This window comes from Bradyrhizobium sp. BTAi1 (assembly GCF_000015165.1).
Lineage (GTDB): Bacteria > Pseudomonadota > Alphaproteobacteria > Rhizobiales > Xanthobacteraceae > Bradyrhizobium > Bradyrhizobium denitrificans.
The window spans coordinates 4584935-4608377 of sequence record NC_009485.1; the positions used below are offsets into that span (position 1 = coordinate 4584935).

General features: G+C 65.1%; 23 protein-coding genes. 12 read left to right on the plus strand and 11 right to left on the minus strand.

Features of this window, described 5'->3' with window-relative positions; genetic code table 11:
- The first annotated feature begins 35 nt into the window (after nucleotides 1-35).
- On the plus strand, nucleotides 36-293 hold the full coding sequence (locus BBTA_RS20425) for a hypothetical protein (protein ID WP_012044409.1): 258 nt from the start codon (nucleotides 36-38) through the stop codon (nucleotides 291-293).
- Between the two features lie 82 nt (nucleotides 294-375).
- On the opposite strand, the gene gyrA is transcribed toward BBTA_RS20425, so the two are convergent.
- A complete protein-coding gene (gyrA, locus tag BBTA_RS20430) occupies nucleotides 376-3123 on the minus strand; it encodes a DNA gyrase subunit A (protein ID WP_012044410.1) in 2748 nt (915 codons plus the stop codon).
- 334 nt (nucleotides 3124-3457) lie between these two features.
- On the opposite strand from gyrA, the gene BBTA_RS20435 reads away from it, so the two are divergent.
- Complete coding sequence (locus tag BBTA_RS20435; RefSeq protein WP_041750793.1) at nucleotides 3458-3676, plus strand: hypothetical protein; 219 nt, start codon at nucleotides 3458-3460, stop codon at nucleotides 3674-3676.
- A gap of 33 nt (nucleotides 3677-3709) precedes the next feature.
- Here BBTA_RS20435 and BBTA_RS20440 read toward each other — a convergent pair whose 3' ends face one another.
- Complete coding sequence (locus BBTA_RS20440; RefSeq protein ID WP_012044411.1) at nucleotides 3710-4210, minus strand: single-stranded DNA-binding protein; 501 nt, start codon at nucleotides 4208-4210, stop codon at nucleotides 3710-3712.
- Nucleotides 4211-4679: 469 nt separating this feature from the next.
- Here BBTA_RS20440 and BBTA_RS20445 point away from each other — a divergent pair, with 469 nt between their 5' ends.
- The 6 genes from BBTA_RS20445 to uvrA all read left to right on the plus strand — a co-directional run bounded on the left by BBTA_RS20445 (nucleotide 4680) and on the right by uvrA (nucleotide 12609).
- Nucleotides 4680-5426, plus strand: a complete 747-nt coding sequence (locus tag BBTA_RS20445; RefSeq protein WP_012044412.1) for an outer membrane protein — start codon at nucleotides 4680-4682, stop codon at nucleotides 5424-5426.
- Between the two features lie 193 nt (nucleotides 5427-5619).
- Nucleotides 5620-6375: an outer membrane protein gene (locus tag BBTA_RS20450; RefSeq protein WP_012044413.1), complete on the plus strand. Its 756-nt coding sequence runs from the start codon at nucleotides 5620-5622 to the stop codon at nucleotides 6373-6375.
- Between the two features lie 234 nt (nucleotides 6376-6609).
- Complete coding sequence (locus BBTA_RS20455; protein ID WP_012044414.1) at nucleotides 6610-7392, plus strand: outer membrane protein; 783 nt, start codon at nucleotides 6610-6612, stop codon at nucleotides 7390-7392.
- Between the two features lie 215 nt (nucleotides 7393-7607).
- Nucleotides 7608-8345 carry an outer membrane protein gene (locus BBTA_RS20460; RefSeq protein ID WP_012044415.1) on the plus strand — a complete coding sequence of 246 codons (738 nt, stop codon included), beginning with the start codon at nucleotides 7608-7610 and terminating at the stop codon, nucleotides 8343-8345.
- A gap of 286 nt (nucleotides 8346-8631) precedes the next feature.
- Complete coding sequence (locus tag BBTA_RS20465) at nucleotides 8632-9270, plus strand: outer membrane protein (protein WP_012044416.1); 639 nt, start codon at nucleotides 8632-8634, stop codon at nucleotides 9268-9270.
- A 279-nt stretch (nucleotides 9271-9549) separates the two neighbouring features.
- Nucleotides 9550-12609, plus strand: coding sequence for an excinuclease ABC subunit UvrA (gene uvrA / locus BBTA_RS20470; protein ID WP_012044417.1), 3060 nt, complete (start codon nucleotides 9550-9552; stop codon nucleotides 12607-12609).
- A 312-nt stretch (nucleotides 12610-12921) separates the two neighbouring features.
- On the opposite strand, the gene BBTA_RS20475 is transcribed toward uvrA, so the two are convergent.
- Nucleotides 12922-13248 (minus strand): hypothetical protein, encoded by a 327-nt coding sequence (locus BBTA_RS20475; RefSeq protein WP_041750794.1) that lies wholly within the window; start codon nucleotides 13246-13248, stop codon nucleotides 12922-12924.
- A 258-nt stretch (nucleotides 13249-13506) separates the two neighbouring features.
- Nucleotides 13507-13812 (minus strand): hypothetical protein, encoded by a 306-nt coding sequence (locus BBTA_RS20480; protein WP_012044419.1) that lies wholly within the window; start codon nucleotides 13810-13812, stop codon nucleotides 13507-13509.
- 191 nt (nucleotides 13813-14003) lie between these two features.
- Between BBTA_RS20480 and BBTA_RS20485 the strand changes: the two genes are divergently transcribed.
- A complete protein-coding gene (locus BBTA_RS20485; protein ID WP_012044420.1) occupies nucleotides 14004-14660 on the plus strand; it encodes an HAD-IA family hydrolase in 657 nt (218 codons plus the stop codon).
- A 114-nt stretch (nucleotides 14661-14774) separates the two neighbouring features.
- On the opposite strand, the gene BBTA_RS20490 is transcribed toward BBTA_RS20485, so the two are convergent.
- The 6 genes from BBTA_RS20490 to BBTA_RS20515 form a co-directional block, all read right to left on the minus strand.
- On the minus strand, nucleotides 14775-15767 hold the full coding sequence (locus BBTA_RS20490) for a cytochrome D1 domain-containing protein (RefSeq protein WP_083780686.1): 993 nt from the start codon (nucleotides 15765-15767) through the stop codon (nucleotides 14775-14777).
- Between the two features lie 260 nt (nucleotides 15768-16027).
- Nucleotides 16028-16597, minus strand: a complete 570-nt coding sequence (locus BBTA_RS20495) for an SRPBCC family protein (RefSeq protein ID WP_041750795.1) — start codon at nucleotides 16595-16597, stop codon at nucleotides 16028-16030.
- A 116-nt stretch (nucleotides 16598-16713) separates the two neighbouring features.
- The gene (locus BBTA_RS20500; RefSeq protein WP_012044423.1) at nucleotides 16714-17400 is read right to left on the minus strand and encodes a UPF0149 family protein; all 687 of its coding nucleotides are present in this window, start codon (nucleotides 17398-17400) and stop codon (nucleotides 16714-16716) included.
- 767 nt (nucleotides 17401-18167) lie between these two features.
- Entirely contained in the window at nucleotides 18168-18938 is a 771-nt protein-coding gene (locus BBTA_RS20505; protein WP_012044424.1) for an AAA family ATPase, read from the minus strand.
- A gap of 75 nt (nucleotides 18939-19013) precedes the next feature.
- Complete coding sequence (locus tag BBTA_RS20510) at nucleotides 19014-19871, minus strand: PCC domain-containing protein (RefSeq protein WP_012044425.1); 858 nt, start codon at nucleotides 19869-19871, stop codon at nucleotides 19014-19016.
- 6 nt (nucleotides 19872-19877) lie between these two features.
- Nucleotides 19878-21479: an acyl-CoA synthetase gene (locus tag BBTA_RS20515; protein ID WP_012044426.1), complete on the minus strand. Its 1602-nt coding sequence runs from the start codon at nucleotides 21477-21479 to the stop codon at nucleotides 19878-19880.
- Nucleotides 21480-21734: 255 nt separating this feature from the next.
- On the opposite strand from BBTA_RS20515, the gene BBTA_RS20520 reads away from it, so the two are divergent.
- The 3 genes from BBTA_RS20520 to BBTA_RS39040 all read left to right on the plus strand — a co-directional run bounded on the left by BBTA_RS20520 (nucleotide 21735) and on the right by BBTA_RS39040 (nucleotide 22836).
- Nucleotides 21735-22277, plus strand: a complete 543-nt coding sequence (locus BBTA_RS20520; protein ID WP_012044427.1) for a DUF3828 domain-containing protein — start codon at nucleotides 21735-21737, stop codon at nucleotides 22275-22277.
- A 5-nt stretch (nucleotides 22278-22282) separates the two neighbouring features.
- On the plus strand, nucleotides 22283-22555 hold the full coding sequence (locus BBTA_RS20525) for a GNAT family N-acetyltransferase (protein ID WP_012044428.1): 273 nt from the start codon (nucleotides 22283-22285) through the stop codon (nucleotides 22553-22555).
- Between the two features lie 116 nt (nucleotides 22556-22671).
- Nucleotides 22672-22836 (plus strand): DUF1127 domain-containing protein, encoded by a 165-nt coding sequence (locus tag BBTA_RS39040; protein ID WP_012044429.1) that lies wholly within the window; start codon nucleotides 22672-22674, stop codon nucleotides 22834-22836.
- Nucleotides 22837-22933: 97 nt separating this feature from the next.
- Here the strand turns inward: BBTA_RS39040 and BBTA_RS20530 are convergent, their stop codons facing one another.
- The gene (locus BBTA_RS20530) at nucleotides 22934-23341 is read right to left on the minus strand and encodes a DUF3597 domain-containing protein (protein ID WP_012044430.1); all 408 of its coding nucleotides are present in this window, start codon (nucleotides 23339-23341) and stop codon (nucleotides 22934-22936) included.
- Nucleotides 23342-23443 lie beyond the last annotated feature (102 nt).

A 23443-nucleotide genomic window follows, 5' to 3' on the forward strand; every position in this document is an offset into this window, starting at 1 on the left:
CAACGGGCCGAAATCGGCCCTGACAGGGGTCCGTCATGATCAAAGCGCTTTCTGCCGTTGCCGCCGCCGGCTTCGTGGCCGCCGCCTTCTCCGTCGTGCCCGGCTTCGCTCCCCAGGTCGAAGCCAGCGTGCCGCGCCCGCTCGCCAAGGGCGATCGCCTCGACATCCGTCCGATCGGCCGCGACTGCTCGCAACAGGCCTGGCCGAATTTCGAAGCTTCCTGCCTGCGCAGCGCCGGCACCAAGGCGACCGTTGGTCAGGCGCGAATGGTCGGCGTCGACCGGACGCAGTGAGGCGAATAGCGAAGCGGGAAGACGTGATTCGTCCCTATTCACTACTCCCTATTCGCCATTTGCCCGTACTCGCCCCTCGCCCTTATTCGCCATTCCCCGCTTCGGTCCCATTCGTCCCGTTGCCGTTCTCCGTCTCCTCGCCGATATGCTCGACCGAGACGACATGCTCATCATCAGCCGTGTTGAACACGATGACGCCCTGGGTGGAACGGCCGGCAATACGGATGCCGTCGACCGGGCAGCGGATCAGCTGGCCCTTGTCGGTCACCAGCATGATCTGATCACTGTCCTCGACCGGGAATGAGGCGACCAGCTTGCCGTTGCGGTTGTTGACGGACATCGCGACGATGCCTTTGCCGCCGCGACCGGTGGTGCGGTACTCGTAGGACGAGGTGCGCTTGCCGTAGCCGTTGACCGACACGGTCAGCACCACCTGCTCCTGCGCCGACATCTCCACGTAGCGCTCCTGCGACAGCTGGATTGCACCCGCCGCCTCCTCGCCCTCGGTCTCGACGGGCTCCTCCGTGGTCGTCTCGCCGGACATCGCCCGGCGCATCTTCAGATAGGCCGTGCGTTCGTCCGAGGTGGTTTCGACGTGGCGCAGGATCGAGAGCGAGATCACCTTGTCGCCCTCGGCCAGGGCGATGCCGCGCACGCCCATCGAGGTGCGGCCGGTGAAGACCCGCACGTCGGTGACGGGGAAACGGATGCACTGGCCGCCCGCCGCGGTCAGCAGCACGTCGTCGCGCTCCGTGCAGATCTGCACGTTGACGATTTCCTCGCCGTCATCGAGCTTCATCGCGATGATGCCGGAACGGCGCACGTCGACGAAATCCGACAGCTTGTTGCGGCGGACATTGCCGCCCGTGGTCGCGAACATCACGTCGAGATTGGCCCAGGAGGATTCATCCTCAGGCAACGGCATGATGGTGGTGATGCGCTCGCCCTGCTCCAGCGGCAGGATGTTGATCAGCGCCTTGCCGCGCGAATTGGGCGCCGCGATCGGCAGCCGCCAGACCTTCTCCTTATACACCTGACCGCGCGACGAGAAGAACAGCACCGGCGTATGCGTCGAGGCCACGAACAGCCGGCTGACGAAATCCTCCTCGCGGGTCTGCATGCCCGAGCGGCCCTTGCCGCCGCGGCGCTGCGCCCGATAGGCCGACAGCGGCACGCGCTTGGTGTAGCCGGCATGCGACACGGTCACCACCATGTCCTCGCGCTGGATCAGGTCCTCGTCCTCGACCTCGCCCTCCTGCTCGATGATGGCGGTGCGGCGCGGCGTTCCGAACTCCGCCTTCACGGCGGCGAGCTCGGTCTTGATGATGTCCTGCACACGCGCGCGCGAGCGCAGAATCTCGAGATAGTCGGCAATCTCGATCTTCAGCTTGTCGAGCTCGTCGGAGATCTCCTCGCGTCCGAGCGCGGTCAGGCGCTGCAGGCGCAGATCGAGAATGGCCTTGGCCTGCTCGAATGACAGCCTGATCGTGCCGTCTTCCGCGAGCCTGTGACGCGGATCGTCGATCAGGGTGATGATCGCCTCGACATCCCGCGCCGGCCAGTCACGCGACATCAGCGCGTCGCGCGCGCTGGTCGGATTGGGCGAGGTCCGGATGACGCGGATGATCTCGTCGATATTGGCGACGGCGACCGCGAGACCGACCAGGATGTGGGCGCGGTCGCGCGCCTTGTTGAGCAGGAACTTGGTCCGGCGCGTGACGACCCGCTCGCGGAACGCGACGAAGATCGTCAGCAGATCCTTCAAGGTCATCGTCTGCGGACGGCCGCCGTCCAGGGCCAGCATGTTGGCGGCGAAGCTGGTCTGCAGCGGCGTGAACTTGTAGAGCTGGTTCAGCACCACGTCGGCCACAGCGTCGCGCTTCAGCTCGATGACGACGCGATAGCCGTCGCGATCGGATTCGTCGCGCAGATCGGAGATGCCTTCGATCTTCTTCTCGCGCACCAGTTCGGCGATGCGCTCGACCATGGTGGCCTTGTTGACCTGATACGGGATCTCCGAGACGATGATCGCCTCGCGATCCTTGCGGATGGTGTCGATGGTCACCTTGCCGCGCATCATGATCGAGCCGCGGCCGAGATGATAGGCGCTGCGGATGCCAGCCCGGCCGAGAATGATGCCGCCGGTCGGAAAATCCGGACCCGGAATGATCTGGGTGAGTTCGTCGATCGAGATCGCAGGATTGTCGATCAGCGCGACGCAGGCGTCGATCACCTCGGAGAGATTGTGCGGCGGGATGTTGGTGGCCATGCCCACGGCGATGCCGCCGGCACCGTTGACCAGCAGGTTCGGGAACTTGGCCGGGAGAACCGACGGCTCCTTGTCGGAGTTGTCGTAGTTGGCCTGGAAGTCGACAGTATCCTTGTCAATGTCGTCGAGCAGCGGGATCGCCGACTTGGCGAGCTTCGCCTCGGTGTATCGATAGGCCGCAGGCGGATCGCCGTCGACCGAGCCGAAATTGCCCTGGCCGTCGATCAACGGCACGCGCATCGAGAAGTCCTGCGCCATGCGCACCATGGCGTCATAGATCGACTGGTCGCCATGCGGATGGTATTTACCGATGACGTCACCGACCACGCGCGCAGACTTGACGTATTTCTTGTCGGGCGTGTGCCCCTGCTCGTACATCGAATACAGGATGCGCCGGTGCACCGGCTTCAGGCCGTCGCGCGCATCCGGCAACGCTCGCGACACGATCACGCTCATGGCGTAATCGAGATAGGAGCGTTTCATCTCATCGAGGATCGAAACGGGACGAATGTCGGAAGGTCCGCCCGGCTCGCCGGGCTTCTCATCTTCTTGATCGGACAAAGGGGATACCGGTCGGTTTTGACACGCGAAAATCGCGTGGAATCATATAGCGCATCGCTGCGCCGCAGGCCACCCCCCGACGCTCCAGCCCGAAGGATTTTTTTGTCGCATTTCCAGTTACTTAACGAGGACACCGCGCCTCGCTTGGGAGCCGGCCGCAGGCGCCCTTGACATCGTCCTGCCACAGCCACGATTCACGTGCTCCGCACGGCGCGACGACCGGCGACGAAAAGCCCGACGTGAAGCCGGTCCATCTCGCCGGGCGCGACATCCGCGGCCAGATCCGGCAGGCCCTCAGACCTGCTCGGCCAAACCGTTGTGGTCCAGTTGGACTATGGCTCTTGATCGTCGTGCCGAACTCCGAACCGGCGCTGAAGAAGCCACCGATTGGATCAGTGCCTACGACGAGGCTGACCAGCGCGACCGCGGCTTGGAGATCGAAATGCACGGGTCCGACGACGAGGCGATCGAGATCACGACAACCGCGCCGATCTGGCGAGCGCCTGTGCGTCCGCCCCCACTGCAAAAGGTGATGGACACCCTGCCACCGTGATCGGCGGCAGGGCGCATTCCTGGGAGCGTGACCTTAGAACGGAATGTCGTCGTCCATGTCGCTGTTGCGGCTGCCACCGCCAGCCGAAGCCACCGCGCGGCGCGGGGGCGCCATCGACGGGCCGCTGCTGCCGAAATCGCCGCCACCCATGTCGTCGGCGAAATTGCCGCCGCCGCCACCGCCGCGGCCATCGAGCATCGTCAGCGTCGAGTTGAAGCCCTGCAGCACGACCTCGGTCGAGTACTTCTCGACTCCGCTCTGGTCGGTCCATTTGCGGGTCTGCAGCGCGCCCTCAATGTAAACCTTGGCGCCCTTCTTCAGATATTGCTCGGCAACCTTGCAGAGACCTTCGTTGAAGATCACCACGCGGTGCCACTCGGTCTTTTCCTTGCGCTCGCCCGTTCCCTTGTCGCGCCACGTTTCCGACGTCGCGATGCTCAGATTGGCGATCGGCCGACCGTCCTGCGTGCGGCGGATCTCCGGGTCCTTCCCGAGATTGCCGACCAGAATCACCTTGTTCACGCTACCCGCCATCACACTCTCCCGCGGTTATCTCATCACTGGGCCGGTCATCCCACCGGCCTCCCGGTGCAGGCTGGCGCGCCCGTCCTCTCGGCGCGGACCCTATACGGTTGCCGCGCCAGCCACCCGTTTTCTCGTTGCTTATCCACATATAGCAGGAGAACCGCCATTGTTCCAGTTTTGTTCACACCAGCGCGTTGCAACCTCGCGTCGAGCTCCATGAAACCCAATGGAACCTCGAGTTCCCCGAATGGAACCCCTTAAAAGTTCCCTAAATCACGAAAAAGTAATTAACTTTCATTAGGTTAGATCGCCTCACATCCTCCTCGCCTGTGGCTTTTGGGAGACGGTATCCAGGGTTGAATCGCGTATATTTGCGGATGGATTGAGGCCGCAAGCGCGGTCGCACCAATTCACAGAAGCGCGCCTCCGGGGACCAATTGGAGGCGCCAAACCCGGGAGAGTTGGGATGAGACTTGGGATGAAGAGAGTTTTTCTTGGAGCCGTCAGCTTGATGGTTTTGGGCGCCCTGGCGCCCGCGGGAGCCGCCGATCTTGCCGCCCGCCCCTACACCAAGGCGCCGATGGCGGCGCCCGCACCGCTTCCGACCTGGACCGGCTTCTACATCGGTCTGCAGGGCGGCGGCGGCTGGGGCCGCAGCGATGAGACCTTCTTCAACGCGCCGAACGGATTCGGCTTTGCCGGCACGCAGCGCTACGACATCAATGGCGGCTTCGCCGGCGGCGTGATCGGCTACAATTGGCAGGTCGACAACATCGTGTTCGGCCTCGAGGGCGACTACCACTGGGCCGACATCAACGGCCGCTCGGGTGTCATCACCGCGGGCCTCGGCGACAGCTACTTCACCAAGCTGCGTGGCTTCGGCGACATCAAGGGCCGGCTCGGCTGGGCGGCGGGTCCGGCGCTCTTCTTCGTCAGCGGCGGTGCCGCCGTCGGCGACCTGCAGCACCGCTACGACAATCCAGCCTTCAGCACCATCCAGAACGACTGGCGCTGGGGCTGGACGATCGGTGCCGGCGCCGAATACATGTTCGCCCCGAACTGGTCGGCGAAGGTCGAGTACAACTATCTCGACTTTGGCAAGAGCACGCTCCAGTACAACAACCCACTGGTGGCATCCAACCGCTCCGAGTGGAGCGATACGGTTCACACCGTCAAGGCGGGCATCTCCTACCACTTCGGTGGTCCGGGCGTGTCGCGCTACTGATCACACGCTCGAATTGAATACGACCAAAGGCCGGCCATGCGCCGGCCTTTTTTTGTGTGCCATAACCAGCACTTGCTGGGCCGTTGTGTCATTTGGGTGACGGCTTTTTCCGATCAGAGCAGCTATCAAGGTTTGGCGGGTGGGCGTTGGTGAGAGCGTGCGTGCGGGCGTCGGACGAGGTTTGGGGACTGCGATGAGAAGTCTGTTGCTGGGGGCGACAACTTCGCTGGCGCTGGGGATTGCGCCGGCCATCGCTGCCGATTTGCCCGCGCGCACCTTCACCAAAGCGCCTGCGATGATCGCGACGATCTATGATTGGAGCGGCTTCTATCTGGGCTTCAATGCCGGCGGCGGATCGGCACGGACCTGCTGGACCAACCAGGTCACCATTGCCGGCGTCGCGGCCACCAATGCCGAGGGCTGCCATGACGCGACCGGCGCGCTGGCCGGCGGCCAGGTCGGCTATCGCTGGCAGACCGGCGGCTGGGTGTTCGGCGTCGAAGGCCAGGGCAATTGGGCGAATCTGAAGGGCCGCAACGCGAGCCAGTTGGCGCCCGGCGTGACCAACCAGACCAAGATCAACGGTGTCGGCCTGTTGACCGGCCAGATCGGCTACGCCTGGAACAACGTGCTCTGGTACGTCAAAGGCGGCGCCGCCGTCACTGGCGAGAAGTATAGCGGGCTGGCGACCGCGACCGGGACGCCGTTCGATCAAGCCAGCGCGACCCGCTGGGGGGCTGCCGTCGGCACCGGCGTCGAGGTCGGCTTCGCCAATAACTGGTCGATCGCAGCCGAGTACGAGCATCTCTTCATGGGCAACCGGACCCTGACCTTCTCAGGTGTGCCCGGAGGCGCTGCCACGCGAACCGACGCCGTCGGCCAGGATGTCGACATGGCCACCGTCCGGGTCAACTATCGCTGGGGCGGCCCCGTCGTCTCCAAGCACTGAACAGGTTCGCGCTGCGGCCCGAGTGCAGCGGGACTGCGATCTGCCCGGTGGCGCTGTCCTTCGCGGCACCCCGTATATTTACCAGCCCTTAAGCACGACCAGCAGATCCGCCCGCCCGCGGACGGGCCATCACCGCTTTGGCAACCAGTGTTTCCTACAACCAGCCCCGGACCACGCGAGTGGGCTCGGATCGGAGGGATCCGACGCGATGAAACTGGGATTGGGGAGACTGCCATGAAAAGCACTCTGTTTGTCACCGCCGGCGTCGCTGCGCTGGGCCTGGCGCCCGCCTCGGCCGCCGATTTCGCCGCGCGTCCGTATGGCAAGGCACCGCCGCCGGCCTATGTCACGCCGCTGCCGAGCTGGGCCGGCTTCTACCTCGGCGCCAATGGCGGTGCGGACTGGAGCCGCAATTGCTGGACGCTGAACCGGGTCAACGGTGTGCCGGTCGTGCCGACACAATCCGAAGGATGCCACAACGCCACCAGCGGCCTCATCGGCGGCCAGATCGGCTATCGCTGGCAGGCCGCAAGCTGGGTGTTCGGCCTCGAGGCCCAGGGCAACTGGACCGACCTGAAATCCTCGAATGCCAGCTCGGCCGCATTCGCGGCGGGCATTACCAACAACACCAAGACCGACGCGATCGGGCTGTTCACCGGCCAGATCGGCTATGCCTGGGGCAACGTGCTCTGGTACGTCAAGGGCGGCGCCGCGGTCGCGCATAACAAATACACCGGGACGGCCAATGCGGCAGCGCCCGTGGCCGTGGGCACCCTGCTGGATTCAGCAAGCGAGACGCGCTGGGGCGGCACCGTCGGCACCGGCGTCGAGTTCGGCTTCGCACCGAACTGGTCGGTGGCGGTCGAGTACGATCACCTGTTCATGGGATCGCGCGACATCACCTTCCCGGCCACCGCCATCGTCAACGCCCGCGTCGACACCATCAAGCAGGACATCGACATGGCGACCGTCAGGGTCAACTACCGATTCGGCGGCCCGGCGGCGGCGCGCTATTGAGCGCCCAATCCACGCTCCAAGGCTGATCACAAAGGCCGGCGCCCGCGCCGGCCTTTTTCGTGTCCTTAGCCCGGCATCGAGACGGCTCTTTTGTGTTAAATATTTGATTTATAACGCTTTTTCACGGTTGTGGCGGATCCGTTACAGCCGGTTCGGAATGCCCCGTGTATGACGGCTTCATCGCCTGTCATTCCAACTCCTTGGGGGAGCATTTGATGAAGAAGTTGCTTGTGATCACGACGGCCCTCGTCGGCATCGCAGCCGCCATGCCCGCATCGGCGGCGGACCTCGCAGCCCGGCCCTACACCAAGGCGCCGCCTGTGGTTGTGCCGATCCTGAGCTGGTCGGGCATCTATGCGGGTATTCAGGGCGGCGGCGGCTGGGGCACCAGCAAGGAAACCTTTATCGGCCGCTTCAATGCGCCGGGCTTCCTGGGCACCCAGAACTACAACACCAATGGCGGCTTCGTCGGCGGCGTGATCGGCTACAATTGGCAGTTCGACAATTTGGTGGTCGGCCTGGAAGGCGACTATCACTGGTCCGATATCAACGGCCGTTCTGCCGTCATCAATGCCGGCGTCGGCGACACCTATTTCACCAAGCTCACCAGCTTCGGCGACATCAAGGGCCGTCTGGGCTACGCGGTCGGCCCCGCCCTGTTCTTCGTCAGCGGTGGTGCGGCAGTCGGCGAATTGCAGCATCGTTACGACCGTGCTGCCGGTGTCTTCTTCGGTCAGAACACCACCCGTTGGGGCTACACGGTCGGCGCCGGTGCGGAATACATGTTCGCGCCGAACTGGTCGGCCAAGCTCGAATACAACTATCTCGATTTTGGCAAGAGCACGCTGCAGTATGTCGGGGTTCCCGGACGCTCCGAGTGGAAGGACAGCGTTCACACCGTCAAGGCGGGTCTGAACTACCATTTCGGTGGGCCGGTCATCGCCAAATACTGACCGTCATCCTCCCTGGAGGGTTCCCAAGGCCGGCTCGGAGCCGGCCTTTTTGTTGCGCCGAGGCCACCTGGGCCGGATGCCACACCCGGAACCAAGCAGTTGAGCCACATAAGCTTTTGGGAACCCCGCCAGGGGAACGCGGTTTCGCCGCGACTGTGGCTTCAGGGTGACGGTAATCTGCGAGGAACCCGGCTATAGGATGGAGGTCAACTTGAACGAGTGAGTCTGTTTCGTGCGTGCAATTGTCGGTGCGATACGGACTTCGTCGAAGAAACTGGAGACAATAATGAAGAAGATCCTGCTCGCGACCGTGGCCCTGGCCGCCCTGGCCGCTCCCGCCGCCGCCGCAGATCTCGCCGCGCGCCCGACCTACACCAAGGCCCCCGTCCTCGCGCCGGTGCAGACCTGGACCGGTTTCTACATCGGTGCCTTTGGCGGTTATGCCAATGAAGACGCCAGCACCGCAGCGTTGAAGGGCGGTTTCGCAGGCGGCACTGTCGGTTACAACTGGCAGCAGGGACCGCTGGTGTTCGGTCTGGAAGCAGACGCAGCCTGGGCTGACATCAACGCCACCGTGGGCATCCCGGGTGTCTTCGGCCTGACCGACCGCATCGAATCGACCGGCACCGTCCGCGGCCGCATCGGCTACGCCTTCGACACCGTGCTGCTGTACGGCACCGGTGGTTACGCCTGGGGCAACAACAAGCTGTCCGCCACCGTGGGTGGCGTGGCCGGTTCCGAGACCAAGTTCCTGAGCGGCTGGGCCGCCGGCGCTGGCGTCGAGTGGATGTTCGCTCCGAAGTGGTCGCTGAAGGGCGAGTACCTCTACAAGAGCCTCGAGAGCAGCACCTATTTCGGTGGCGCTGTTCCGCTCGGCACGCTCAACCTGCACACCTTCCAGGTCGGCGTGAACTATCACTTCTAAGAACGTCGCCCTTCGGGCCAACGCACACAGCCTCCGCTCTGCCAGAGCGGAGGCTTTTTTATTGACGGTTCGGGCCCAGAATCGCCCCCGCGTGCCTCCGCTCCTGCCAATCGCTGCCATTCCACCAGCGCATTGTTGATGATTCGCTGACGGCACTGGAAATCCAGCTCCGTTCTTCCTACGTTCCGACCATACCTTTTCCCTCTGGCGTCCGATGGCCGGTTCCCGGCGAAACGCGCCTGCAACGATGGCGCGACCTCGCGCCGTGGGACGATCGTCATGGATGAAGTGCTCAAGGCCAAGCAGCGCGCGCAAGCCAACTCGTCGAGCCTGCGGGCGATCACCATCCGCGGCGCCCGCGAGCACAATCTCAAGAACATCGACGTCGAGATCCCCCGCGACAAGCTTGTCGTGTTCACCGGCCTGTCCGGCTCCGGCAAATCCTCGCTCGCCTTCGACACGATCTATGCCGAGGGCCAGCGCCGCTACGTCGAATCGCTGTCGGCCTATGCGCGCCAGTTCCTGGAGATGATGCAGAAGCCGGATGTCGACCAGATCGACGGCCTGTCGCCGGCGATTTCGATCGAGCAGAAGACGACGTCGAAGAACCCGCGCTCCACGGTCGGCACCGTCACCGAGATCTACGACTACATGCGCCTGTTGTGGGCGCGCGTCGGCGTGCCCTATTCGCCGGCCACCGGTCTGCCGATCGAAAGCCAGACCGTGTCGCAAATGGTCGACCGCGTGCTGGCGCTGCCCGAGGGCACCCGCCTGTATCTGCTGGCGCCGGTCGTCCGCGGGCGCAAGGGGGAGTACAAGAAGGAGCTCGCCGAGTACCTCAAGAAGGGCTTTCAGCGCGTCAAGATCGACGGCACCTTCCACGAGCTCGCCGAGGCGCCTACGCTCGACAAGAAGTTTCCGCACGACATCGACGTCGTCGTCGACCGCATCGTCGTGCGCCCCGACATCGGCCAGCGCCTGGCGGAAAGCTTTGAGACCGCGCTGAAGCTCGCGGAGGGCCTCGCCGTCATCGAATTCGCCGACGCCCCTCCGTCGTCATCACCGGGCCGCGCCGAAGGCGCGAGACCCGGTGATCCATCCTCCGCAAAAGAGATGGATGGCCGGGTCAAGCCCGGCCATGACGAAAAGAAGAAGGTCGCAAAGATCCATGACAAGAGCGGCCCCGAGCGCATCCTGTTCTCGGAGAAATTCGCCTGCCCGGTCTCCGGCTTCACGATTCCCGAGATCGAGCCGCGGCTGTTCTCGTTCAACAACCCCTATGGCGCCTGCCCGGAATGCGGCGGCCTCGGCGTCGAGCAGCATGTCGATGCCGATCTCGTCATCCCCGACAAGGACCTCACCCTCCGCAAGGGCGCGATCGCGCCTTGGGCCAAGTCGTCCTCGCCCTATTATCTGCAGACGCTGACCGCGCTCGGCAAGTTCTACAAATTCACCTTGGACACCAAGTGGAAGGACCTGCCGAAGAAGACGCAGAACGCGCTGCTGCACGGCTCCGGCGATGACGAGATCAAGTTCACCTATGAGGACGGTGTCCGCGCCTACGACACCAAGAAGCCGTTCGAGGGCGTCATCACCAATATCGAGCGCCGCTTCCGCGAGACCGAGAGCGAATGGGCGCGCGAGGAGCTCGGCAAATACTTCAACGACGTGCCCTGCGCGGCGTGCCGTGGCTTTCGGCTGAAGCCCGAGGCGCTGTGCGTCAAGGTCGGCGGCAAGCATATCGGCGAGATCTCGGAGCTCAGCGTCAAGGCCGCGGGCGAATGGTTCGCCGAGGTGCCCAAGCAGCTCAATCCGCAGCAGACCGAGATCGCGACCCGCATCCTCAAGGAGATCCGCGACCGCCTCACCTTCCTGCTCGATGTCGGCCTGAACTATCTCACCCTGGCGCGCTCCTCCGGCACCCTCTCCGGCGGCGAGAGCCAGCGCATCCGCTTGGCGTCGCAGATCGGCTCGGGCCTGACCGGCGTGCTCTACGTGCTCGACGAGCCCTCGATCGGCCTGCACCAGCGCGACAATGCCCGCCTGCTCGACACGTTGAAGCGGCTGCGCGACCTCGGCAACACCGTGATCGTGGTCGAGCATGACGAGGACGCCATTCGCCTCGCCGACTACGTGCTCGACATCGGCCCGGGCGCCGGCACCCATGGCGGCAACATCGTCGCCGAGGGCACGCCCGCCGAGATCATGCGCAATCCGAAGTCGCTGACCGGCAAATATCTCACCGGCGAGCTCGAGGTCGAGGTGCCCGAGCGGCGGCCGCCGAACCATCGCCGCACCATCAAGGTCGTCAACGCCCGCGGCAACAATCTGAAGAACGTCTCGGCCGAGATCCCGCTCGGCCTGTTCACCGCCATCACCGGCGTCTCCGGCGGCGGCAAGTCGACGCTGCTGATCGACACGCTCTACAAGGCCATCGCGCGCAAGCTCAACGGCGCCAACGAGGCCGCCGCCCCGCATGACCGCATCGAGGGCCTGGAGCATATCGACAAGATCATCGACATCGACCAGTCGCCGATCGGCCGCACCCCGCGCTCCAACCCCGCGACCTATACCGGCGCGTTCACGCCGATCCGCGAATGGTTCGCCGGCCTGCCGGAATCGAAGGCGCGCGGCTACGAGCCCGGCCGCTTCTCCTTCAACGTCAAGGGCGGCCGCTGCGAGGCCTGCCAGGGCGACGGCGTCATCAAGATCGAGATGCACTTCCTGCCCGACGTCTACGTCACCTGCGATGTGTGCAAGGGCAAGCGCTACAACCGCGAGACGCTCGACGTGCTGTTCAAGGGCAAGTCGATCGCCGACGTGCTCGACATGACCGTCGAGGAGGCGGCCGATTTCTTCAAGGCGGTGCCGCGCGTGCGCGACACGTTCGAGACCTTGCGCCGCGTCGGCCTCGACTACATCCATGTCGGACAACAGGCCACCACGCTCTCAGGCGGCGAGGCGCAGCGCGTCAAGCTCGCCAAGGAGCTGTCCAAGCGCGCCACCGGCCGCACGCTCTACATCCTGGACGAGCCGACCACCGGCCTGCACTTCCACGACGTGAAGAAGCTGCTGGAGGTGCTGCACGAGCTGGTGGCGCAGGGCAACACGGTGGTCGTGATCGAGCACAATCTCGAAGTCATCAAGACCGCCGACTGGGTCATCGACCTCGGCCCCGAAGGCGGCGACGGCGGCGGCGAGATCGTCGCCTGGGGCCCGCCCGAAGACATCGTCAAGGCGCCGCGCAGCTATACGGGGCAATTCCTCAAGCCGGTGCTGGAGAAGTCAGCCAAGCCGAAGAAGCGCAGCCGCGGCGCGGCCAGCGAGGCGGCGGAGTAGCCGCGCCATCGTAGGCCGGATGAGCGCAGCGACATCCGGGTTCTCCACGAGCGCCGGGGCTGATCCCGGATATCGCTGCGCTCATCCGGGCTAGGCGCTGCCCGCGAGACAGGCGTGCCCTCGCGTCGAACGTCATTGCGAGCGAAGCGAAGAAATCCAGGGCCGCGTGCGCGACTCTGGATTGCGTCGTCGCTGCGCTCCTCGCAATGACGCGTGTGATGCATCCCAGGTAATCAAAGCGAAGCCCGCCGTTCTCGACAGAGCGGCGGGCTTTATCTTCTCTGTTACGATTGTCTCTCTTATGAGATCGGCCTACCAGCGATAATATCCGGTCCGCGTCCCGTTGTTGTTGCCACCCGGGCCGACATCGCCCTGGGTCGAGCTCGGCGTCGGATGGTTGGTGCCGTTATACCCGGCGCCCCAACCCCGGCCATAATACGGGCCCGGCGCGACGGCGACGTAGCCTTCCTCATAGACTGGGGCCGGCGCCCAGGCATAGGAGTCGCGATAGGCGTAGGTGCTGGTGACCTGGCCGCCATAGCCATAGCCGCCCGGACCATATTCGCCGGCCGTGGCTCCGGCGGCGCCTGCCACCAGCGCGACGGCAGTCAGCGCGGCCAATCCAAGGATACGTGTCATGAGTTTGCTCCGTTGTTCCTGAATTCATCGAGGAACAAACAATCACGAGGGCTCGCAGTTCCCGCGATGCGGCCGATCATCGTGCGACACAACGCACCGCTCACATGTCCGCGCTCACGTGACCGCGATGACATGGCCGCGAGCGCCGGATCCGATGCCCTGGCATCACCAGGCGCGCGGCTGACCTGCAGACACAACAGGCCCGCCGCTCGTGTTCAAGCGGCGGGCCTGATCTCTTCACTCAGCGCGAGGCGACGCCTACCACTGCCGATAGACACCGGTCAGCGTGCCGTTGTTGTTGCCATCAGGGCCGACATCGCCCTGGGTCGAGCCGGGGGTCGGGTGGTTGGTGCCGTTGTAGCCGCGGCCCCAGGTTGCAGGGGCCGGCGCGAAGACCCGCGCCGGGGCGCCGCCATAGACCGGTTCGGAATCATAGGTCGAAGCTGCCGGCGGCACCCAAGCCATCGAGTCGCCGTAACGGGCGTAACCTTGCGCAGACGCTGCGGCCGTCCCGATCACCAGCGTGGCGGCGGCCAGCGCGGCCATCTTGATCGTGCGTTGCATGTGTCTCTCCTTGCTGCTTGTGCGGGGGTCAACGACCGCACTGCGGCGCCGTTCCCGCAGTGCACGCTCACAAAACGCGTGATGCAGTGTTGATCGGTTGCGACCGCAAGCCTACTTGCGCCAGCCCGATCGCCCGCTTGTCAGCGTGCGCTGGCTCGCGTAGCCATGGTGATCCCTTCAATTCCTTGTCGATGCCCTACACCCTCATCATCTTCGATCTCGATGGCACCTTGGCCGACAGCTTTCCGTGGTTTCGGCTCCATGTGAACGCGGTTGCCGCGCGCTACGGCTTTCGCCAGGTGAAGGACGAGGATGTCGAGCGGCTGCGTCACGCCTCGACGCGAGAGATCCTTGATTTCCTCGCGGTCCCCAGCTGGAAATTGCCGTTCATCGCGCGCCACATGCGCAGGCTGAAGACCGCACACGCCGCCAGCATTCCGCTGTTCGCCGGCGTCGGCCCGATGCTCGATACGCTCGCAGCCCATGGTCATCAGCTCGCATTGGTGTCATCCGACACGGAGGCCAATGCGCGTGAAAAGCTCGGTCCGCTGGCCGCGCTGTTCGCCGACTTCGACTGCTCGGCCTCCGTGTTCGGCAAAGCGCGAAAATTCCGCCGCGTGCTGAAGCGCGCGCGTCTTGCCCCCCATGACGCGATCGCGATCGGCGACGAGACCCGCGACATCGAGGCGGCGCGCGCCGCCGGCATCGCCTGCGGGGCGGTGACCTGGGGCTATGCCGCCGAGAAGGCGTTGCGCGACCGCCAACCGGATTACGTGTTCGAGCGGATGGAAGAGATCGTGGAGCGATTGACGAGCCTGCCGGCCGGACAGGATGCTGCGCCTGTGTGAGGATCAGCGACATCAAGGACAAACACGACCGCCGCCTGCTCCGCATCGCTGCGCTCGCAATGACAGAGATTGCGGCTTCGATGATATTCTCAAGCCGACACGACCGGAGCTGACCTACCGTCGCAGGAACGACCCGAACGCGCGCGGGCCGTTGCCGACCTTGATCTCTCCCGTCACCTTCAACGTCGCGACGTCGATGACGCTGAGGATGTTGCTCTCCCAATTCGCCACGATGATGCGCCGGCCGTCCGCCGTCGCCGCGATGCCCTCGGGATAATCGCCCACGGTGATGCGCGTGAGCGGCTGCAGGCTCGCCACGTCGAACACGGTGACCGTGCCGTCATATTGGTCGGTGACGAAGCCTTTGCCCTGCGCCAGCGCCACCGCATAGGGGCGCAAGCCGGTCTTGATCCGGCCGACCTCGCGGGCCTCTGCGAGATCGATCACCGAAACGTCATTGGAGCCGACATTGGCCGTGTAAGCGCGCTGGCCATCGCCGTCGATGGTGACGCCGAACGGGCGCGTGCCGACCTTGATCGTCTTCAGCCGGGTCTGCGTCGCAGTGTCGATCACCGACACCATATCGTCGTCTCGGTCGGCCGAGAGCAGCAGCTTGCCGTCGGGCGTCACCGCCAGACCCGAGGGCGAGGCGCCGACGGCGATGCTCGCCGTCACGGCCCGCGTCTTGGCGTCGATGATGCGAATGGCTGCATTGTACCAGTCCGCGACGTAGACCGTCGCGCCATCCGGCGTGACCGCGATCCCGAGCGGCCCGCCGCCGACCTCGATGCGGCCGACGACTTTTCGTTCGGCGGCGTCAACGACGCTGACGGCCTTGTCGTCCGGACTCGCCACATAGGCGAAGCGCCCGTCCGCCGCGACGGCAACGCCCGCCGGCTTGCCGCCGATCGGAATCGTCGCCACCGGCGTGGAGGTCGCGAGGTTGACGATCGTCAGATCATCGCTCAGCTGATTGGTGACGAAGGCTTCCTCGGTGTGGGCCGTGCACGTGGTGGAAACAAGCAGGACAGCCGAGAGAAGTCCTCGGAGACGATGCAAGAGACGATGCGCGCTTGAGCCGCTGGCTCGGCATCTGACCCTGCCCATGTGCGGACGTACGATTGCATATGGCAATGGGAGTCTGGCGCCCGTCTGTCTCCAGACCGTCATGGCCGGGCTTGTTCCGGCCATCCAGGTCGTTCGGCATGCTCGGAAAGACGTTGATGCCCAGGCCTTCGCCGCGCCGAAGCGGCTTCCGCCGCGCAGGCGGGACGAGCCCGGCCATGACGGAGCAACCGATTGGCCGGGTCGTTCGTCGCATTCCGGTGAGATGGAGAGCGCGGCCCCGTCAACGTCGTCAATCCGCACTAGCTTCCGCTCTCCACCTTCTTCTTCAGCCCTTCAAGTCCGCCTTTGTAGAGCCCGGTCACGGCATTCACCGCGGCCTCGTCGCTCAGTTCCGGCGGCGGATCGTTGTTGGGGAAGCCGCGGTAGAACGCGCCGGTCCACTCCACGACGCTGCCCTTGCCGTCGGCACTGGGCGCCACCGAGATGGTCGAGGAATAGTTCGTCACCGGCAGCACCTTCACGTCGACGGCCGTGATCCGGTATGAATAGCTCATTTTTTCGGCATCAAATTTGTAGAGCTCCTCGTCGACGGTCGCGCCGCCCTTGAGGGTCAGCTTGCGGGTCGCGCCGATCTCGTTGCCCTTGTCGCCCTCGGTCTTCTCGACCACGCCGAGCCAGCTCATGTCCTGGAAGTTGCCGATCACGGCCCACACCTTGGCGGGCGCGGCGTTGATCTCGACATGCTCCTGGACCTTGCGCCGGGTCGGACCATGCGCATCCGCCGTGGTCAGGGGCGTAATTGTCAGGCCCGTGGTTGCGATCGCGAGCGCCGCCGTTACCGCCAGCGCCTTGCCGAACACCATCCTCATCTCGTTTCCTCGGTCACTCTCATTGGCCGGCGCATCTGTGCGCCCGGCGGCGCCATCTTTGCACCGCTTCCAATTGTTGCAACAAAAAAGACCGTGTCGTGGCGGCCGCCGGCCGCTCAGGCCGCCCCGCAGCAGCGCTTGTATTTCTTGCCGGAACCGCAGGGACAGGGATCGTTGCGGCCGATTTTGCCGAAGGCGGCGAACGGATTGAGACGGACGGCGAATGGGGGCCGGTCCGGGACCGGCGCCCCGCTCTGCCGGTATTTGTAAAGCGTCAGCACGGCCTCGCGGAGGCCAGCGGGCAACGCGGGATCGAGAGCGGCAGAATTGATCCGGTCGCGCCGATCGTCGAGCGCGATGTCGATCGCCGTCGAGAGGCTCCGACTCGCGATGGCCGCGTCGCCGCCGAGTTGCGGATAGGCGTTGAACCGCTCGCGACGCAGGTTCACCGCGGCGGCAAGGCCCTCGATCCACAGCTCCCAGATCACATCGCCGTTCACGGGATCGACTGGAAAACGCGGCTGGTACAGCTCCGGCTCCTGCGCCAGCGTCCGCGCGATCTCGTCGTGATAGGCCATGACCAGATCAAGCACCGCATTGGCATGGTCGATGCTCGCAAACACCGAGCGCCGACGCCTGCCAAGCCCGAACGCTGCGGCGAACCACTCGCCCGGCGGCACAGGCTCCGGCAGGATCAAGAGGCCGGCGATAAACCCGTCGAGTTCCTCCAGCACCATGGCGGGGTCGTCGAGGGCGAGCAGCGCCTGGTCGAGCTCGTCGAGACGGTTGGCCTGCTCCGACATCTGCAACCCTGCTTCCCTCACGCGCGTCCCGACCTGATTTGCCCGACGCCCCCCCGCGAAGGCGCAACGCGCTCGTTTTGACACCAAAACGGCCATGCGCGCAAAATCTAAATTCCGATGCGGGATCCGCGCCATCACCCCTGTCCAGTGGTGCCGCGAAAAACATTCTTCTTTCGCTTTTTCGGAAACTGCGTTCTCCTGTCCGCATCCTGCACTCATGAGAGGGGCGCTTCGCGGTCGTCACGAGCGTTGAGTGGGGGATGCGATGGACGCGGCCGGCCCGGCGCTTTTGCGCAAGACGACGGGCCTGGACGTGGACGGCGAAATCGTGTGGTCCTGGCCTCCCGATGCTGAGGTCAAATGGGCGTCGATGTGTCAGCGCATCGCGCCGATGACGGTGGCCAGAAAGCCCGGCGCACCGAGGAGAGCACGTATAAGCCGGTAGAAACCGTCGCGCAGGGAAGGCCGGGTCATCTCGGCTGAGCCTGTGGTTCCTGCCCCGTGCATTTTTTCCTGCACGGGGGCCGCGGGCATCAGCGGATGCCCGGCCTTCCCTGCGCCCTCTCACTGAAGAGGGCAACGCATGAAGCAAGACCTGGGCGCAATCTGCGTCGCGGGGACGTCTCCTCATGTCTTCCCGTCATCGCGAGGAGCAAAGCGACGAAGCGATCCAGAGTCCTTGCCCAGCCTTGGATTGCCTCGCTGCTCACAATGACGGCAGAGCAAGCCGCTGGACCTCGCCAATGGCCATGCGCGACAGCACAACCTCACTCAGAGAGCACCGCGTGCACGAAGCCGTCCGGGTCGGCGCAAAACTCGCGCAGGGCCTTGAAATGATCGGTGTCCTGCACCCGCACGGGCTCCAACCCGGACTTGGTCAACCGCAGCAGGGTTGCGCCGGGATAGGCCATCAGCACCGGCGAATGCGTCGCCATCAGCACCTGGCAATGGCCGGCCTCGTCCATGCGCCGCATCAGCTTGAGAAACTCGATCTGCCGCGCCGGCGACAGCGCCGATTCCGGCTCGTCGAAGATGTAGAGGCCCTGGCGCCGGCAGCGCTCCTCGAAGAAGCGCAGGAAACCCTCGCCATGGGAATGCGACAGGAAGTCGGGCGGCGGACCGCCGAACGGATCGTCCAAGGCGGCTTCATCGAGATAGCGCGCGACCGAAAAGAAGCTCTCGGCACGGAAGAACCAGCCCTTGGTGATCTTCGGCAGCCAGCTTGCGCGGAATGCCGCGCCGAGCGCGCCGCCCATCCGCTCCACGGCACGCGCATGATTGACAGGCATGTAGCCCTTGCCACCGCCGGCTTCGTCATAGCCGGCCAGCGCCGCGATCCCTTCGAGCAAAGTCGACTTGCCGGTGCCGTTCTCCCCGACGATCATGGTGATGGCGCTCGTGAAGCTCAGCTCGAACGCGTCCTGCAGGAACGGCAGGCAGAACGGATATTCGCTGCGGTCCGCGATCTTCGCCGGATCGAGCCACAGCCGCTTCAGATAGGGCGCGCGCAGCCGGATCTCGCGTTGCTTCCTCGCCATGACGCCTTCACGAATGCGGTGACACCACGGGCCATCTTGCACAAGGCGGCGGGCGCGGCCAGTGCCCCCGGCGGGCTACGCGAGGACCTCCAGCACCAGCTCCATGGTCATGAGCACCGGGTTGTCGCCGCGGACCAGCCTGCCCTGCGCCAATGCGCCGGTATAGTCGACCAGCGCGACATCGAGCACGGCCTCGAGACCGTCGGCGCCGGGCGCGATGACGCCGGCAGTGATGGTCAACTCGGTCGCGAACGGCTCGACCACCTCACCGCTCGCGAAGCGCGCGCCGATGGTCGAGCCGACGCCGCCGCGAATGCGGGCCTCGCGGATGCCCTGCGCCTGGCAGAACGCTTCGAGGCAGGCGGCAAAATCCTGGTTCGGCCGCAGCCGCAGCGCGAAGGCGCAACGATCGGTTGTTGCGGCGAGCGGCGCGGCCGCCACAGGTCCGAACAGCTTGAAGCCGGTCTCCGGATCAGGCTCGGCGGCAAAGATCGCTCCATCAAGGCCGAACGCTTCGACCTCGAATGGCTCCGCGACCACGGTCTCCTCGGGCAGGATGTGACCGCCGCCGTTGCGGCCGCCCTCCTCCATCCACAGCGCATGGCAATGGAAGAACGGCGCGCCGTCGCGCACGCCGAGCGTCATCGTGGCGGTGGAGAGCTGCGTGACCCCGCTTGGCCGATGGGTCTCGCTGTAGAACGCGGCATGATCCGGCGTCTTCGACAGCGCAGGCATCACATAGGCGAACGGCCCGAGCGCGCCGGCGCTGATGTCCAGCACGCCGCCGGCAAAGCCCTGCGCCGCAAAACCGCGATGCGCGGCTTCGAGCAGCGGCAGCCCGCGCTCCATGGTTAAGGTGAACGCGCGGCCGCGCGCCTCAACCCACTGGATGCGGTCCGCGACGGGCGCGCCGGGCTGTTTGATGGATCGCATCCGCGCTCAGCCCTGTTTGGTGAGGTCGAGCAGCCCGCGCGCCTCGAGCTCATCGCGCACCAGGCGCTTGGGGATCTTGCCATAGCCGGACTTCGGCAAGGCATCCCAGAAGAAGAAGCGCTTCGGCATCTTGTAGCGCGGCAACTTGGTCGCGAGATAGCCGGCGATCTCGCTCTCGCTCGGCGCGGCCCCGCCCTCGCGGGCGACGCAGACGGCGACGCCCACCTCGCCCCACACCGGATCGGGCACGCCGAGCACGGCGACCTCGCCGATGGCGGGGTGGGTCAGGATCTTTTCCTCGACCTCGCGCGGATAGATGTTCGACCCGCCCGAAATGTACATGTCGGACGCGCGGCCGGTGATGTAGACGAAGCCTTGCGCATCCATGTGGCCGAGATCGCCGGTGCGAAACCAGCCGTCGCGAAACGCCTTCGCGTTGGCTTCCGGATTGTCGTAGTAGCCGGCGAACACCGCCGGGCCGATGACGCAGATCTCGCCGGTCTCGCTCGGCTTCAGCTCGCGGCCCTGATCGTCCTGGATCGAGACCTGCATGCCCGTGCGCTCATAGCCGCAGGTGCCGATCCGCGCCTCCGGTCCGTCCTCCTCCTCATGCGCCGCGGCCGGCAGCACCGTGATGTTGCCGGTGACTTCGCCGAGCCCGAAATATTGCACGATGACCTTGCCGAGCCGCGCCAGCGCGCGCTTCTGGTCCTCGCGATACATCGGCGCGCCCGCATAGATGACATGGCGCAGCGAGGAATGATCGAACTGATCGATGGCGGGATGCTCGACCATCATCTTCAGGATGGTCGGCACCGTGAACAGATTGCTGACGCGATGCCGCTCAATCAGGCTGAACGCCTCGGCGATATCGAACTTCTCGCTCGGCAGCAGCACCGTTTTGGCGCCGCGCGCGCTCTGCATCAGCTGGTGGACGCCGGCGCCATGGGACAGCGGCGCGACGACCAGCGAGGCATCGTGCTCGGTGGTGCCCGGCGTCAGATCGGCGAGGTGGTTGGTGATGACGAAGGCCATCTGGCCGTGGGTCAGCACCGCGGCCTTGGAGCGGCCCGTGGTGCCCGAGGTGAAAAAGAACCAGCAGGGATCGTCGTGCTCCACCGCGGCGTTGGCGATCTCCGCGCCGGCATGTGCCCTGATCGCCTCGGCCACCGCGCGCGTGCCGAGGCTGCCCCCCTCGCCGATGCGCCAGGTGAAATCGGTCGTCGTCACCGCCGCGGCATGCTCCGGAAAATCGCCATGGCAGAGGAATGCCTTGGCGCCCGACGCGGTCGCGAGATAGGCGACCTCGTCGGGCATGAGCCGGAAATTGGTGGGCACCCAGACCGCGCCGAGCCGAAACGCGGCGAACATCGAGACGAACATCTCCTCGCAATTCTTGGAGTGTACCAGGATGCGGTCGCCCTTCACGATGCCCTGCTCGGCGAGCGCCGCCGCAAGCGCCGACACCATCGCGTCGAGCTCGCGCCAGGTCCAGGACCGGTCGCCCCAGACGAAGCCGATACGGTCGCCGAGCCGGCGGCCATTCTGCGTCACGATGTGCGCGAGGTTCATCACCCGGCGGGACATCCGCAGCTGTGCGCCAGTCATCGGCGAGCCCTCGCGTCCCCGCGGTGCATGAATAGATCCATGACGGCGTCCCCTCGATCGATGCGTCGGGCGGTCTCAAGCCGCCCGTTACCTCCGGTCTGTTTATCGTGGTCCGGCGCGCCCTCGCAAGGCCGCCCTGCCCATCGCTCCCATGCGACCGCGTCATTCGAACGAATGCAGGCATCGTGCGACAAACCCGAGCCGGTCGCGCATTCCGTCGTCTCACCGCGCACCGAATCTGATGTGAGGATATCCATGATCGATCGTCGCCTTCTGCTCCTCGGCCTTGCCAGCGTGGTCGCCGCGTCACCGCTGCACGCGCAGACGTCAGCGGCCACCGATCCCGCCGGCATCGTCAGCGCGATCTACACCCGCGTGGCCAAGGGCAAGGGCGAGGATGGCGGCACCTTCGTCATCGAGACCAAGGCGGCGCGCGCGAAATATCTGTCCAGATCGCTGGCGGCCGAATGGGCCAGGATGGACGCCCGCACGCCCAAGGGCGAGGTCGGCGCGGTCGATTTCGATCCGATCACCAATTCGCAGGACCCTGCCGTCGCATCGTTCAAGGTGACGCCGGAGACGCAGGAGGCCGACAAGGCCACCGTCGCGGTCACGATCGCCGGCCATCGCACCGAACGCAAGGAACAGGCCGACAACGTCATCCGTTACGACTTCGTGCGCGATGGCGGCCAATGGAAGATCGACGACATCAAGGGCGCCGTGGACGGCAAGCCGTGGTCGATCCGCCAGATGCTGGCAGAGTTCATCAAGCTGACCGACAAACCGACACGAAGGTAGAGCCCATGACGTCAGTCCGCGACAACAAGGCCAAGAGCCGCTTCGAGCTCGACATCGACGGCAACATCGCCTTTGCCAATTATCGCGCGACGCCGCTGGCGGTCATCATCACCCACACCGAGACCCCGGCGGCTTTGCGCGGCCGGGGCATCGGCTCCGAGCTGGTGAAGGGCGCGCTGGAGCTGATCCGCGGCGAGGGCCGCAAGGTGGCCGCAGGCTGCAGTTTCGTCGCAGATTACCTCCGCGACCATCCGGAGAACCGGGACATCATGGCGTGAGCGGACCGTAGAACTACTGAACGCAACGATTGACGTCTTGGCCTTAACCCCATGGCTACCCGGATGGATCAGCAATCCCCCGCCGAACAGACAACCAGACCAATGGGGAGAGGCTCATGTTCATCACGGCCATTTTCGACATTCTCAAGCGCTACGTCCATTACCGCACGCAGCTCGCCTATGTTGACCAGCTCGACGAGAGGACGCTGCGCGATATCGGTTTCAACCGCGATCAGTTGCATGCCGAGGCCTGGCGGCGCGCGGGCTTCGTGCTCGCCTGAGATCGTTCTGCAGCATCGTCAGCAAGACCAATATCCGAGACGACGAAGGCCCGCACGATGGCGGGCCTTTCGCTTTGTTGTGGGCAGCGGCACAGCCTCAGTGCTTGATCTCCGGCGGAAGCTTGCCACCATTGGCCGCGAGTTTGCTCATGACCTGCTTGTGCAGCCAGACATTCATGCTGGCGGAGTCATTGGTGTCGCCGCTGTAACCGAGTTCCTTGGCCAGCTCCTTGCGCGCCGCGAGGCTCGAATCGATGTCGAGCGCCTTCATCAGGTCGACGATCGAGGTCCGCCATTCCAACTTCTCGTGCTTGGCGGCGGCGGCCTTGTCGACGATCGCAGCCACGTCGACACTTTGCGGCGCAGCAGCGGGAGCCGAGGTCGGAGCCGCAGCCGGGCTGCCGGCCGGCGCGCTGCCACCTGCAGCCGGGGCGCCGCCGCCGGCCGGCGCGGCCTCGGCATGATGGCCGAAAATCGCGCCCATGATCTTTCCGAAAACGCTCATCAATGGCTCCCAATGGATAGTGATCGAATGAAGAACTCGGCCCGCGGTGTTCCGTTGCGGATTAGCCCGCATAAGCTCATCCGCCAGCCGCGACGTCCTGCC